General features: G+C 67.5%; 13 protein-coding genes and 1 pseudogene. 7 read left to right on the top strand and 7 right to left on the bottom strand.

The genetic code is table 11. The features are described 5' to 3' along the window. Positions 1-311 precede the first annotated feature (311 nt). The gene (locus tag AAFP35_RS02335; protein ID WP_419219905.1) at positions 312-1,232 is read left to right on the top strand and encodes a DUF5996 family protein; all 921 of its coding nucleotides are present in this window, start codon (positions 312-314) and stop codon (positions 1,230-1,232) included. A gap of 34 nt (positions 1,233-1,266) precedes the next feature. Here AAFP35_RS02335 and AAFP35_RS02330 read toward each other — a convergent pair whose 3' ends face one another. Next, positions 1,267-1,869: a TetR/AcrR family transcriptional regulator gene (locus tag AAFP35_RS02330; RefSeq protein WP_419219904.1), complete on the bottom strand. Its 603-nt coding sequence runs from the start codon at positions 1,867-1,869 to the stop codon at positions 1,267-1,269. Positions 1,870-2,063: 194 nt separating this feature from the next. Here AAFP35_RS02330 and AAFP35_RS02325 point away from each other — a divergent pair, with 194 nt between their 5' ends. From AAFP35_RS02325 to AAFP35_RS02315, 3 genes and pseudogenes are all read left to right on the top strand, one after another. Beyond that, complete coding sequence (locus AAFP35_RS02325; protein ID WP_419219903.1) at positions 2,064-2,936, top strand: alpha/beta fold hydrolase; 873 nt, start codon at positions 2,064-2,066, stop codon at positions 2,934-2,936. A gap of 123 nt (positions 2,937-3,059) precedes the next feature. Then, complete coding sequence (locus AAFP35_RS02320; protein WP_419219902.1) at positions 3,060-3,614, top strand: RNA polymerase sigma factor; 555 nt, start codon at positions 3,060-3,062, stop codon at positions 3,612-3,614. Continuing rightward, a pseudogene (locus AAFP35_RS02315) lies at positions 3,611-4,940 on the top strand (VOC family protein). Before AAFP35_RS02320 ends, AAFP35_RS02315 begins: the two are co-directional and overlap by 4 nt. Before the next feature lie 64 nt (positions 4,941-5,004). Here AAFP35_RS02315 and AAFP35_RS02310 read toward each other — a convergent pair. After that, entirely contained in the window at positions 5,005-5,484 is a 480-nt protein-coding gene (locus AAFP35_RS02310; protein WP_419219901.1) for a DUF1772 domain-containing protein, read from the bottom strand. Positions 5,485-5,616: 132 nt separating this feature from the next. Here AAFP35_RS02310 and AAFP35_RS02305 point away from each other — a divergent pair, with 132 nt between their 5' ends. Both AAFP35_RS02305 and AAFP35_RS02300 read left to right on the top strand, forming a co-directional pair. Beyond that, positions 5,617-6,585, top strand: coding sequence for an AraC family transcriptional regulator (locus AAFP35_RS02305; RefSeq protein WP_419219900.1), 969 nt, complete (start codon positions 5,617-5,619; stop codon positions 6,583-6,585). A gap of 12 nt (positions 6,586-6,597) precedes the next feature. Continuing rightward, entirely contained in the window at positions 6,598-7,911 is a 1,314-nt protein-coding gene (locus tag AAFP35_RS02300) for a hypothetical protein (RefSeq protein ID WP_419219899.1), read from the top strand. 196 nt (positions 7,912-8,107) lie between these two features. Here AAFP35_RS02300 and AAFP35_RS02295 read toward each other — a convergent pair whose 3' ends face one another. The 5 genes from AAFP35_RS02295 to AAFP35_RS02275 all read right to left on the bottom strand — a co-directional run bounded on the left by AAFP35_RS02295 (position 8,108) and on the right by AAFP35_RS02275 (position 11,661). Beyond that, entirely contained in the window at positions 8,108-9,367 is a 1,260-nt protein-coding gene (locus AAFP35_RS02295) for a M18 family aminopeptidase (RefSeq protein ID WP_419219967.1), read from the bottom strand. Between the two features lie 14 nt (positions 9,368-9,381). Further along, the gene (locus tag AAFP35_RS02290; protein ID WP_419219897.1) at positions 9,382-10,053 is read right to left on the bottom strand and encodes a hypothetical protein; all 672 of its coding nucleotides are present in this window, start codon (positions 10,051-10,053) and stop codon (positions 9,382-9,384) included. Beyond that, positions 10,053-10,733, bottom strand: coding sequence for a phosphoribosylformylglycinamidine synthase subunit PurQ (gene purQ, locus AAFP35_RS02285; RefSeq protein ID WP_419219896.1), 681 nt, complete (start codon positions 10,731-10,733; stop codon positions 10,053-10,055). The genes AAFP35_RS02290 and purQ overlap by 1 nt, the downstream gene beginning before the upstream one ends. Before the next feature lie 10 nt (positions 10,734-10,743). Then, positions 10,744-10,983 (bottom strand): phosphoribosylformylglycinamidine synthase subunit PurS, encoded by a 240-nt coding sequence (gene purS / locus AAFP35_RS02280; protein WP_419219895.1) that lies wholly within the window; start codon positions 10,981-10,983, stop codon positions 10,744-10,746. 195 nt (positions 10,984-11,178) lie between these two features. After that, positions 11,179-11,661: a glutathione peroxidase gene (locus tag AAFP35_RS02275; protein WP_419219894.1), complete on the bottom strand. Its 483-nt coding sequence runs from the start codon at positions 11,659-11,661 to the stop codon at positions 11,179-11,181. A gap of 105 nt (positions 11,662-11,766) precedes the next feature. Here AAFP35_RS02275 and AAFP35_RS02270 point away from each other — a divergent pair, with 105 nt between their 5' ends. Then, positions 11,767-13,446: a hypothetical protein gene (locus AAFP35_RS02270; protein ID WP_419219893.1), complete on the top strand. Its 1,680-nt coding sequence runs from the start codon at positions 11,767-11,769 to the stop codon at positions 13,444-13,446. The last annotated feature ends 22 nt before the right edge of the window (positions 13,447-13,468 follow it).

The raw sequence follows: 13,468 nt of genomic DNA, 5'->3' as shown, positions 1-13,468 counted from the left end.
CTGCAGCACGGTCCCAGTGGTGTCTGGGTGACGACCAGCCTGCTTCCACTCTAGTGGTCGCCTTCAGTGCAGCTACAGTTAACGTCGGTCAGGAATCATTTCCGTGACGGTCACGGCGGGGGTCTGCGCGATACAACGACGCACGTAGGCCGCCTGTTCCGACGATCGTCGGCATCTGATACGCCCAGAGCGAACGGACCTCGATCGGACCTCGATCTTTCACCCCGCATCCGCCTCCCGGCGCCCGAGGTGTCCGAACCGCCCCTGCTCACGACCCTCGGGTGCCACCATCGGAACACGAGGAGGTGCCCATGACATCTGATTCCCGCTGGCCCGAACTCCGCATCGCGGACTGGTCCGAGACTCGCGACACCCTGCAGTTGATGACGCAGATCGTCGGCAAGATCCGCATGGCCAACACCCCGACGACGAGTCACTGGTGGAACGTGGTGCTCTATGTGTCGTCGCGCGGATTGACCACGGGTCTCATCCCGCATGATCCCGACGGCTTCTCGATCGAGTTCGATTTCGTCGATCACGAACTCGTCTTCAGCACCACGGCAGGCGCCCGCAGGACGATCGGCCTGCGGCCCCGCCCGATCGCGGACTTCTACGGCGACGTGATGACCGTGCTCGACGAACTGGGCCTGTCCACCTCGATCTGGACGATGCCCGTCGAGATCCCCGACGCCATCCGCTTCACCGCCGATCTCGACCACACCGCATACGATCCGAACGCCGCGCACTGTTTCTGGCTGGCACTGGTGCAGATCAACCGCGTCTTCGACGTCTTCCGCTCCCGCTTCACCGGCAAGGTCAGCCCCAGTCATTTCTTCTGGGGAGCGTGCGACCTCGCCGTCACTCGATTCTCCGGTCGGCCGGCACCTCCGCACCCCGGTGGCGCACCGAACTGCGGCCCAGAGGTCATGTGGGAGGCCTATTCTCACGAGGTGAGCAGCGCCGGCTACTGGCCGGGCCAGGGCGAGGCAGACGACGCCTCGTCGGAAGGCAACTTCTACTCGTACGCCTACCCCGAACCGTCGGGTTTCCGCACCGCCGCGGTGGCCCCGGCGGCCGCGTACTTCGCCGAAGACCTCGGCGAGTTCGTGCTGCCCTACCGGTCGGTCCGCGAGGCCGACGACCCGGACGCGCTGCTGCTCGACTTCTTGCAGACGACCTACGCCGCCGCCGCGGACGCGGCGCAGTGGGACCGGGCGTCCCTGGAACGCTGACGACGCGCCCGGCCGTCGGCGGTCCGCCCGGTCGTCACTTGAGCATTCCGTCGATGATCCGGTCGAGCACCTTGACCACCTCATCGGTCGCCGTTTGCCGGTCGTCGGAGGCCGCCACGTAGAGAGCCGATTCGTCGAGCGCGCCGATCGCCACGTGTGCGATGGGTCGAGTGGGTTGCCGTTCGACCAGGTCGAGGTCGATCGCGGCCTGCACCATGGCCTCGATCAGGGCGAAACCGAACTGTTCGCCCCGCGCGCGCCACTCCTGCCAGCCGAGCACCGACGGTGCGTCCACCAGGGTGATCTGATGGACGGCCGGCTCGGTGACGAGGTCGAGGAAGATCCGGACGCCCGCCCGCAACGCCCCGATCGGGTCGGTGACCGCCCGCTCACCGACCTGCTCCGCGATCTGCACGGTGATGGCCTGTTCTACCTCGTCGAAGACCGCGGTGAACAACCCCTTCTTGTCGTCGAACTGGTGATAGAGGGCACCGCGGGTGACACCCGCCGCCTCGACGACGGCCTGGGTGCCCACCTCCGAGTACCCGTGTTCGCCGAACAACGTCCGCCCGGCCGCGACGAGCGCCGCCCGGGTCGCCGCCGTGCGTTCGGCCTGAGTACGACGATTGACTTTCATACAGCGTGCACGTAACTTTCATACAGAGTGTTCGTAAGTTTCCGAGTTCCACATAACCACACCTTCGTGGGGAGATCTCGAACGAGGGCGGAACGTCGCCCTCACCCATCCGAACCCCACGTCAGTACTGCCGCCGACGACATCGACCGTCACGAGGCGGTCGGCATCACCCGCCCAGACGTGAGGACGCGACCATGGCCACATCCGAACCGACCACCATCACACTGCCCTCCGGGCCCGTCGAGTACGTCGCCGACGGCCCCGAGGACTCACCGCACCCACCCATCGTCTTCGTACACGGGGTCGGCGTGGACAACCGCATGTGGACGGACGTCGCGCGGTTGCTGGCCGATGCCGGATACCGCAGTTACGCACCGACTCTCCCGTTGGGAGCACACCGGATTCCGTGGGGTGAGGACGCCGACCGATCACCCCGCGGCGTGGCCCGCGCGCTCCGCGAGTTCGTCGCGGAACTCGGCCTCGACGGCGCCACCCTGGTCGGCTGCGACACCGGTGGCGCACTGTGCCAGTTCGCCCTTGACCAGGATCCGAACTTCGTCGCACGAGTGGTGTTCACCAACTGCGACTGCTTCGATCAGTTTCCGCCGCAACCGTTTCCGATCGTCTTCGGACTCCTCGCCCGGCCACGGCTGACCCGGTGGCTGATCGCCGGACCGATGCAGGTGCGAATGTTGCGCCACTCACCGCTGGGAGTCGGCCTGCTGGTGACCGACCCGGATCCCGACCTGACCCGGTCGATCCTCGAACCCCTGCGCACCGATGCCCGTATCCGTGCGAACCTGGCCGCGTTCGTCCGCTCGATCCATCCGGACGAACTGGCCGCGATCACCCCACGTCTGGCCCGGGTGAGCGCGCCGGTGGCGGTGGTGTGGGGAATGGCCGATCGCGCGTTTCGACCCGCGCTGGGGCGACGTCTCGCCGGCGTCTTCGACCAGGCCACCTTCACCGAGGTGCCCGATTCCCGGACCTTCGTGGCGATGGACCAGCCCCACGCACTCGCCGATGCCATCGTCAGGATCGGGCAACGCCCGCACAGCAACGTCTGACGCACGAACCCAACCCGCCGGCCGGCTCGTGTCCACCGGACCGAACCAAGGGCGACGGGACCGGTTCCGACGAATTCGTCGAGAGGGCGTCGGATTCCGGCGGCCACGTACGACGATGAAGACGTGAGCGGTGACCAACAGGATCCGTCCGACGGCGGACCCGACGCCTTGCTGGCCGTGTACGACGATGCACTGCCGGCGGTATACGGGTATCTGCTGCGCAGATGCTCCGACCGGCGAGTCGCCGAGGACGTGACATCGGAGACGTTCCTCGCCGCGATGGACACGGTGCGCCGCGACGGCACGGCCCGGCCGACGACACCGTGGCTGATCGGCGTGGCCCGGCACAAACTGGCCGACCACTGGCGATCGATGCAACGGACGCCCGAACCCGTCGAGGAGATCCCGGAGCCCGCCGACGACGACTGGGACGTGCTGCTCGACCGCATGGTCGCCCACCACACGCTCGCGCAACTGTCGCCGACCCATCGCGCGGTGCTCACCCTGCGCTACGTCGACGACCTCCCCGTCGGCGACTGTGCGGCCGTCCTCGACCGGACGGTCGGGGCCACCGAGGCGCTGCTCACCCGCGCGAAGCGAGCGTTCCGCGCGGCTTATCCGGAGAAGGAGGCCCACGCCGGGCCTGCCCACGGCACCGGGAAAGGAGGTCACGCATGAGCGAGCACAACAGCACCGACAACCGCGGCCGCGTCACACCGCCCGATCCGTTCGTCGTCCTGCGGGCCGCCGATACCCCGGGCTGGAACGAACCGGTCGCCCCCGACGCCGATTTCGCACACCGACTGCGTGACCGACTCGAGCGCGGGGCGACACTTCCTCAAGGAGTTGTCATGAGTACCAGCACGATTCAACACGACACCATCACCACACCGGTCGTGGAGCGCCCGGGTGCGCTCCCCTACCTCGCCATGTCCGACGCCCGCGCCGCGATCGACTGGTACGTCACGCATCTCGGTGCCCGACTGCGCGGCGACCCGATCGTCATGGATGACAACCGGATCGGACATGCCGAACTCGAGATCGGCGGCGGTGCGATCTATCTGGCCGACGAGTTCCCCGAACTGGGCCTGCGCGCACCCGCCGCAGGTCAGGTGTCGGTGAGCCTGATGCTCGCCGTCGACGACACCGACGCCGCAGTGGCGACGGCCGAACGTGGCGGCGCGGCGGTGGTCCAGGAACCCTCCGAGGGATACGGTCAGCGCCGTGGCACCGTGGTCGACCCGTTCGGTCACCGGTGGATGTTGGCCGGACCGTCGAAGTCCGGTGTCGCCGAGGATCGAATCCACACCGGCGACCTCGTCTACATGTCGCTGCAGACCCCCGACCTCGACCGCGCCGCCCGCTTCTATGCCGCGGTGCTCGGGTGGGAGTACGACCCGGCCACGCGACAGGTGACCAATCTCGGTCACCGGCTGGGCCTTTCGGACGTACCCGGCTACGGGACGCCCGGCTCGGTGTACTGCGTGTATGCGGTCGAGGACTTCGACGCCGCGCGCGTCCATCCTCGCCGCCGGTGGACAGGCATCGGAGATCACCGAGGTGTCCCGTGACGGCACACAGGTACTCGACGCGGTGGACGCTCAGGGCGTGCCGTTCTCGGTGCATGTGCCCGCCGCCGACGAGCCCCGTCCGGACCAACACCCGCGTGGTGTCGGAGAGATGTCGTACCTGACCGTCCTCACCCCCGACAGTGCACGCTTCCGCGCCTTCTACGGCGCCGCATTCGGGTGGACGTTCCACGGCGGCCGGATCGATGACGGCTGGGAGGTCGACGACGTCCGGCCGCAGATCGGCATCGCCGGAGGCGCCGACGACGCCACCACGGTGCCGATGTGGAACGTCGCCGACATCGAACTCGCCGTCGCCCGGGTCGTCGAGTCCGGCGGCAGGATCATCGAGCAACCCGAGCGGCAGGCCTATGGGATCAGCGCCTATTGCACCGACGATCAGGGAGCCCGGTTCTACCTGGGGCAGTTGTACTGACGACGGCCACGTACCCGACGTCGTCCCCCGAGGGTGCGGGGGACGACGCCGGGTACCGGTCGTCTCATCCGCGGGTCTGGAGCACCCCGACCAGGGCCACCACGAAGGCGGCGGTCGAGGCCACGGCCCGCACGATGTTCCACTGCACCCACGGCCCGATGAAGTCGGCCCAGGCCGCGACCGCTTGTGTTCCGGTGACCGCGCCTGCGGCGTCGAGCCGATTGTTGAGCGGCACGTTGAGACCCGCCGTGATCAGCAGGGCCACCGCGTACAGCGCGACCGCGGCGACCAGCCACCAGCGCAGGCCATCACCCCACCACAGCGCGGTGGCGACGACGCCGAACACGAGGGCGCCGACGAACACGAGCGCGAAGACCGGGTTGAGGATGGCGACGTTGATGCGCTGCATCGCCGCGACCGCCGACGTCGCGCCGGCCTGACGCAGACCGGGCATCACCGCATAGGCGAATGCCGCGAACAGTCCCGCGGCCAGGCCGACGGTGGTGACGGCGAGAACGAGAACGGTATCTCGGAACGAACTCATGACGGGACCTCCGGAAAGTGGTGCGCTCGGTGTTGTACGTCCCAGTTCAGCCCACCGGACACAGACGATCCATAGTCGAGAGGCTCGACTTCATACGCGATCGTCTCGGCGACCGACAGTAAGGTTCGACACATGGATGCGCTCGGCAGTCTGATCACCGGTCCACGGGCCGAGAACCCCACGATGCTGCGCATGGTGATGCGCGACCCGTGGTCGGTCCGCATCGAGGACACCGCACCGTTGACGGTGTTGGCGGTGACGCGTGGAACGTCGGTGGTGACCTATGACGACGGCACCGGTCATCGGATCTCCCGCGGCGATGTCGTGCTGCTGCGCGGCACGGCGCCGTACACGGTGGCCGACGACCCGACGCATGAATGGGTGGCCCGCATCGACGCCCACGGCAACTGCTTCGATCCCACCGGAACCCTCAGCGTCGCCGACACCATGACCTTCGGTGCCCGATCGTGGGGTAACTGTTCCGACGTCACCACCGCGAACACCGTCATGCTCGTGGGCACCTACGGCAGCGGCGACGTGAACCGACGGCTCGTCGAGGCACTCGACCGCATCACCGTGGTCGGCATGGGCGACGACCCCCTCGTGGCGGTGATGGAAACCGAGATCGAACGGGATGCGCCAGCGCAGGACGCCGTGCTGAACCGTTTGCTCGACCTGTTGTTGATCACCGGCCTGCGACGTGCGATGGAATCCGGTGAAGTTCTTGGCGCGCAATGGTATCGGGCGCATTCGGACCCGGTGGTCGGTCAGGCGTTGCGACTGCTGCACAACACCATCGATCAACCGTGGACGGTCGGCGCGCTCGCTGCACAGGTCGGTGTGTCACGAGCGGTGATGGCGCGCCGGTTCACCGAACTCGTCGGCGAGCCGCCGATGGCCTACCTGACCAACTGGCGGCTGTCGGTCGCCGCAGATCTGCTCGTCGACGAGACCCGATCGCTGGCGTCGGTGGCCCGGCAGGTGGGCTACAGCAGTCCGTTCGCGTTCAGCACCGCGTTCAAACGGCATCGCGGTGTCGCCCCGACCGCCTTTCGTCGGCGGACCGTGACCGCGCCCACACATGCCCGCGTGCCCACGTGATTCACTGATGCCATGTCTGTCCGCTCGACGTTCACCGGCCTCGCGCGGCGCCTCCCGTTCGGTATCGGCACGGTCACCATGGTTCTCGTCGCCGCACTCGTCGCGATCGTCGGGGTCGTGCTCGCGACCGGATCACCATCGGGCGCGTCGTCGGAGTACACCGACGGCCGACTGCGTGCCTATCACGACGCACCCGAGGTCGCGTGGACCCAATCGAGCGACACCCTGCCCGGCTATCGCGACGCGGCCGGGATCGAGGTCGTCGACACGTGGCGAGACCAGTGGCTGCTGTCCTATCCGTCCGGGATGGGGCGGGCCTATCTGCTCGTCGACCGTTCCGACGGGCAACCGACGTGGGACGCGCCGGTCCTGGCCGGACTCGGCTCGTGTGCGATCAACGAGGCGGGACAGGTCGGGTGCGCGATCAAACTCGGGGATCATCCCGACGGCTTCTATCTGATCGACGGTTCGGGGTCGACGACGTCGTCCACCGCGCTCGACGACACCCAGCGGGTGGCGGCGGTCGGAATGGACTTCCTGCGCATCGACGCAGCAGGCTACCGCGCGACGCTGCAGACCACCACGGGTCGCGAGATCTGGTCGCGGACCTTCGCTTCGGCGGCGAAGGTGTCGTCGAACACCGACGACGTGCTGTCGATCGCCACCGCAGACGGGACACAGTTCGTCGTCGACCCGGCGACCGGGCGCGACCGACTCTCCTGCAGCCAGTGTTCGATCACTGCCTTCGGTAGCGGAATCACCGTGCAGTACAACGAATTCGGCCACGAACGTGTCGCGTCCTACCCGATCGACGACGGCACCGTTGCTGATCGGCCAGTCGCCGTGTCCGAGGGATTGCGCGTCCTCGACGGGCCGTCGACGCTCCCGGTGCTCACCGGCACCGGCGACGGCCAGGTGCAGGCCGCCCAAGGTCGATACCAGATCCGCGATCCGGCACGCGCCGAAGCGCTGTGGCAGGTCACCGATCCCGAACTGTCCAAGGCCAACACGAAGCCGTGCGGCACCATGGTCGCCTTGGCACTCAAGGATCGGTCACGCCTGTTCTACACACTGCGCGACGGACAGCGCATCGGCCGCCTCGATCCGCCGTCGTTCGAGGATCCGGATGCCAACATCGACCAGCTGTCGTGTGTCGGTTCCTCGGGCGACACCGTCGTGTTCGCGAATCCGAACCAGATCACCGCATTCGACGCGCGTGCCGGGCGTATCGCCTGGACCCGCCCGGTGATCGGGTCGGCGCAGTCCGTCGACGGCTACCTCGTGGTTCGCGAGGGCACGACGCTCACGGTGCTGCGTCCGAACTGACGCACCACCCGACCGCACCACCCGCTGATCGAGTAGGGACCGACCCACCACCCGCTGCTCGAGTAGGGACCAACCCCACCACCCGCTGATCGAGTAGGGACCGAGCGTAGCGAGGACCCGTATCGAGATCACACACCAGGCATCAACACGACCTCGACCAGCGCCTCGGAGCCGACTGGCCAGGTGGGCCGACCGATCAGGACGCGGCCAGGAATGCCTGCAGGGCAGCCGAATACATCGGCACGTCCGCGGCGCCCATGAGCTCGCGGGCACTGTGCATGGCGAGTTGCGGGGCGCCCACGTCGATGGTGGTCAGGCCGGTCCGGCTCGCGGTGATCGGCCCGATGGTCGAGCCGCACGGCAGGTCGGCACGATGGGTGTAGCGCTGCATCGGCACCCCGGCCGTGTCGCAGGCAACCGCAAACAGGGCTTCCCCCACCGCATCCGACGCATAGCGCAGATTCTGGTTGACCTTGAGCACCGGGCCACCGTTGATGGTGATCCGATGGGACGGTTCGTGTCGTTCGGGATAGTTCGGGTGCGTGGCGTGGGCCATGTCACCGGACGCACACACGCTGGCGGCCATCGCGGCCAGGTAGTCGGCGCGCGAACCCCCGCGTGCCAACACGATCCGCTCGACGATGGTCCCCAGGAAGTCCGATGCCGCACCGCGTTCGGACCCGCTGCCGACCTCCTCGTGATCGAACAGCGCCAGCATTCGGGTGTGTGCCGACGGTGCGCCGTCCAGCAGCGCCCGCAGCCCCGCGTAACAGGTGCCCTGATTGTCGAGTCGAGGCGCGCTGAGCAACTCACGCTCGGCGCCGATGAGCCGCGACGGAGTGACGTCGTGGGTCATCAACTCCCAGCCGAGCACCGAACCCGGCGCCACCCCCGCATAGGACGCGACCCAGTCCAGGATGTCCGGGCCGTCCGGGTCCAGCGACCAGAGTCCGTCGACGTGGCGTTGCGGATCGAGCGAGACGCCCTTGCGATCATCGGAGAGGTGAATCGCCAACTGCGGCACCCGTAACACCGGTTCGGTGACGTGCACCAGGACGTGGTCCACGCCCGATCCGACCCGAAAGGCCAGTCGTCCGGACAGACCGAGGTCACGGTCGAGCCACGAGTTCAGCCACGCGCCACCGTAGGGTTCGAGCGCCACCATCCCCAGTCCGGCCGACGTCTTGTCCGGGCGTTGCTTGAGCCGCAGGTTCGGGCTGTCGGTGTGGCCGCCGACAATACGAAAGCCCTTGTCGTCGCCGGAGTCCCACGCAATGATCGAACCGCCGCGGATCACGTAGTTGCGGCCCGTCGCCTGCCCCCAGTCCTGATCCTCGAACAGACGCGTGTACCCGGCTGCCGCGAGCTCGGCCGCGACGGTGGCGCACACGTGGAACGGTGACGGGGAAGCGTCGATGAACGCTCCGAGCCCCTCGGCCGTGGCGGTGGTCTTCATGGTCGGTCGTGCGGTCACCTGATTCCTCCCAGCGAAGCGAACGACGGCACCCGATACCCCGCGACGGCGGCCAGCGTGGCCATCACCGATGTCATGAGTACGAGTTCGCCCAGATTGCCGATCCAGAACACGACGCCGCCCACGGCAGCCGCGACGAGCATCACCAGCCCGCCGAAGAACAGCCACGGGAAGCCCGCGTAACGAAATGCCATCACGCCGACGACGATGACCGCGAGCACGGTGATGATCGCCGGCAGCGGCGGGCCCGATGTCGCGGCGTCGGTGTATCGCAGTGCGTCACCGGCGTTCTCCGGCACCAGCTGGGCACGCGCCGCCTCGACGATGCCGATCAGGATCAGCATCGCGACCAGTGCCCATCCGCCGAGCGTGATGTTGCGGCCGTGGATCTGCCCGACGCCGAGACGTTCCACGAGATTGCCGGCCACGATGATCACCAGCGGCGTAGCGATGGCGTGAATCCAGAAGCGCGGCACGTTGAGTGCCAGCAGGACGTCGCCGTAGCCGACGAATCGGCCGATCGCCATGGCGAGGTTGTCATAGGCGAGTCCGACGAGGATGGCCGCGAGCAGCAGCGCGATGGAGCCGACCCGCGTCCACAGCCGGAGTGCCAGCCCGCACAGCGCGAGCATGGCGACCCCGATCAGTGCCAGGATCAGCGACGTCATCAGGCAGAGGCCAGGACGGAATCTATGACGGAGTAGAAGAGACCGAGGCCGTCGTCACTCGGGCCGGTCAGTGCCTCGGTGGCGTGCTCGGGATGTGGCATCAGGCCGACGATACGGCCGTCCGGACTCGAGATGCCCGCGATGTCGAGCGACGAGCCGTTCGGATTGTCCCCCGCGTACGAGAACACGATCTGGCCCTCGCCCTCGAGTTCTTCGAGCTTGCGGTCAGGCGCGACATAGCGTCCTTCACCCGACTTGAGCGGGATGAGGATCTCGGCGCCGAGTTCGAACCGGCTGCTCCAGGCGGTGGTGTTGGACTCCACCTTGAGCCACTGGTCGCGGCAGATGAAATGCAGACCATCGTTGCGGGTGAGGGCGCCGGGGAGCAGGCCTGCCTCGCACAGCACCTGGAAACCGTTGCAGATCCCGAGGACCGGCATCCCCTTGCCCGCCGCCTCGACGACGGTACCCATCACCGGCGCGAAACGCGCGATGGCACCGGCGCGCAGGTAGTCGCCGTAGGAGAAACCGCCGGGCACGATCACCGCGTCCACGCCCTTGAGGTCGGCGTCACCGTGCCACAGCTCGACGGGCTCGGCACCGGAGAGTCGGACAGCCCGGGAAGCGTCGACGTCGTCGAGGGTGCCGGGGAACGTGATGACGCCGATACGCGCTGTCATGTCGTCGGCCTCAGTCCGCGACGCGGGAGACGTTGAAGTTCTCGATCACCGTGTTGGTGAGGAGTTCTTCGGCGATGCGCTCGAGCGTCACGTCGTCGACCGTGTCGTCGACATCGATCTCGAACCGCTTGCCCTGCCGGACGTCGGCGACCCCGGAGAATCCGAGCCGCCCCAGGGCACCGACGATCGCCTGCCCCTGGGGGTCGAGGATCTCGGCCTTCGGCATCACATCGACCACCACTCGCGCCATGGGCAGTTGCTCCGTTCTCACTGGTGCGCTGAAACTCCGCCCCAGCTTACCGGGTGGACCCGCGAGCTTCGCGCGGCGTCGACCCGATGCCCGATCGGGTTCGCTCCCCCGTCCCGTGTTCGCTCCCCGATCAGAGGAGAGAACCCCGAGACGAAGGCGCGACCGGGTGAGGTGCGAGCGGCACTCCGACCGGCGTCAGAGAACGCTCTCGATGGCGTCGATGACCTCGGGTGCCGTCGGCTCGGTACGCGGACGGAACCGGTTGACGACGGTGCCGTCGGCTCCGACGAGGAACTTCTCGAAGTTCCACTGCACGTCGCCCGCCTCACCGTCGGCGTCGGCGGCCTTGGTCAGTTCCGAGTACAGCGGATGCTGGTGGTCGCCGTTGACGTCAGCCTTCTCCAGCAGCGGGAACGTCACGCCGTAGTTGGTCGAGCAGAACGTGGCGATCTCCTCGGCACTTCCCGGCTCCTGGCCCATGAACTGGTTGCACGGCATGCCGACGACCGTCAGTCCGCGGTCTTCGTACTTCTTGGCGATCTCTTCGAGACCCGTGTACTGCGGGGTGAGACCACATTTGCTGGCGACATTGACGACCAGCAACGGTCCGGTGAAATCGGCGAGGTTCAGTGCGCTGCCGTCGAGCGCCTTGACGGGGATGTCCTTGACGTTGCTCACATCACACGACGTTAGTGCAGACCGACGCCGCCGGGGAGTGCTGGGCCCACGCTGATCGGCGCGATGCCACAGCGAGCCGACCAGGTTAGGTCATGCTAACCTTCCGTGCCGAACGGCTCGAACGAGCAAGCCGTCGCACTGTCGAGATACGGGGATCCACTGGTGCAGTCCGGGCACGGGACACGACGCGCGTCATCGACGCCGATGCGATGGACACCGAGGGCACTCGCGGTCGCGATGGTTGCCCTCGTCGCCCTCACGGCGACCTCCACGTCGGGGCACGGGGCCGTCGCCACCGGCACGCCGTCGGGCACCACTGCACCGTCGGCCTCGACGACACGGGCCACGCCGAAGTCCCCCACCGCCGAGACCGACTCACCCGAGGACTACCGCGAACGAGCCGACCGGATCGCCCGATCGAATCGACCCCTGCTCGGCGACAGCGGCACCGAGGCGGGCCGCAAGACCTGCGCCAGTGGAGATTTCGTCACGTTGTCGGTGGTCTACGACTCCCTTTTCGAGTCGCTGCTGCCCACCATCCCCGCCCAGTTCCGCGACACCGCACGCCGACAGGCGGCCGCGGCACGCCGCGACATGCAGCGTCTGCACGTGTCCACCCTCGCCGTCTCCGACAATCCGTTCGCCATGGGCGCCGACAGCGACGATCCCGTGGTGAAGTACCGCACGCCGATCTCGCAGTGGATCGTCGTGGCGCTCTTGAAGATTCGGGACGGCAAGCAGAACGAGGCGATCCCGGTCGGCAATCTGACGATGGTCCAGGCGGTGGAGACGGCCTGGCTCTACCTCTTCGCCGGTGTCTTCGCACCGCTGCAGGTCGGCCTCGGTGTGCTGCCGGACATGGGAAGTCCACTGTCGGGCACCCGACTCGAAGCGCTGGCCGGCTCGTTCACCTACAACTCGATCCTGAAGGTCTTCGTGTTCGCCTCACGAAACCTGCTGCAGCAGCTGTATCAGAACACCGCTCGGTCGCTGCTGAACTCGTGTGTCGCGCGGATCACCGAGGCGCAGAGATCTCGCGCCGGAATGCCGGATCCGAACGCCGCCTATGACATTCCCATCCCGCCGATGATCCGGGAAATCGCCGATCAGGTGGCGCTAGCCGATTCCGAGACGTGCACCCCGATCGGTTCGTTGTCACTGCGTCGGATCGTGCAGCGCACCTCCGGCTACGCCCAGGGACTCGTCGACGACGACACCGCCAAGGCTCGCATCCGGGCCGAGGAGCGACGCATCCTCGGCTCGATGCGCTCGACACCGATCCCGCACAACCTGATTCCCGCCGACACGGCCGATTTCACCCAGGGTGAGGCACTCGCATCGCTGCTCGGCGGACAGCTCTCCTACATCGGTGGGGCGCCACTGAACATCGCGATCGGGCTCGGTCACAACATCAACGCCGGTGGTGATCCGCGGGCAACGGTTCCGCTGGCCGACCTCACCGTCACGAAGTCGCTGACGGCGTCCTACTACGCCTACCATCTGGCGCTGCATCTGTTCAGCACGATCGGCGGACTCCTGCAGGGCCCACTACTCTCGGCCGCAGGCATCACCACCCCGTTGAGCCCGGTGGGTATCGCATCCACGCTGCTCGGGGTTCCCCTGACCTACGGTCTGGAGACCTACCATCACGTGATCCGCGACCTGTGCCTGCGCGAAGACGACACATCGGGAACCGGGCTGGGTGCACAGGCACACAAAGACGCAGGGCCGAGCGGATCTCGCGCCGACCGGACTCCGACCACGAGCGCGGCCCGACGACCCTGAGCAGTTCGGTCGCTCGGATCAG

The sequence above is a fragment of the Gordonia sp. CPCC 206044 genome (assembly GCF_048537895.1).
Taxonomy (GTDB): domain Bacteria; phylum Actinomycetota; class Actinomycetes; order Mycobacteriales; family Mycobacteriaceae; genus Gordonia.
The sequence above is the reverse complement of the archived record's forward strand: the minus strand, read 5'-3'. Positions and strand labels throughout refer to the sequence as shown.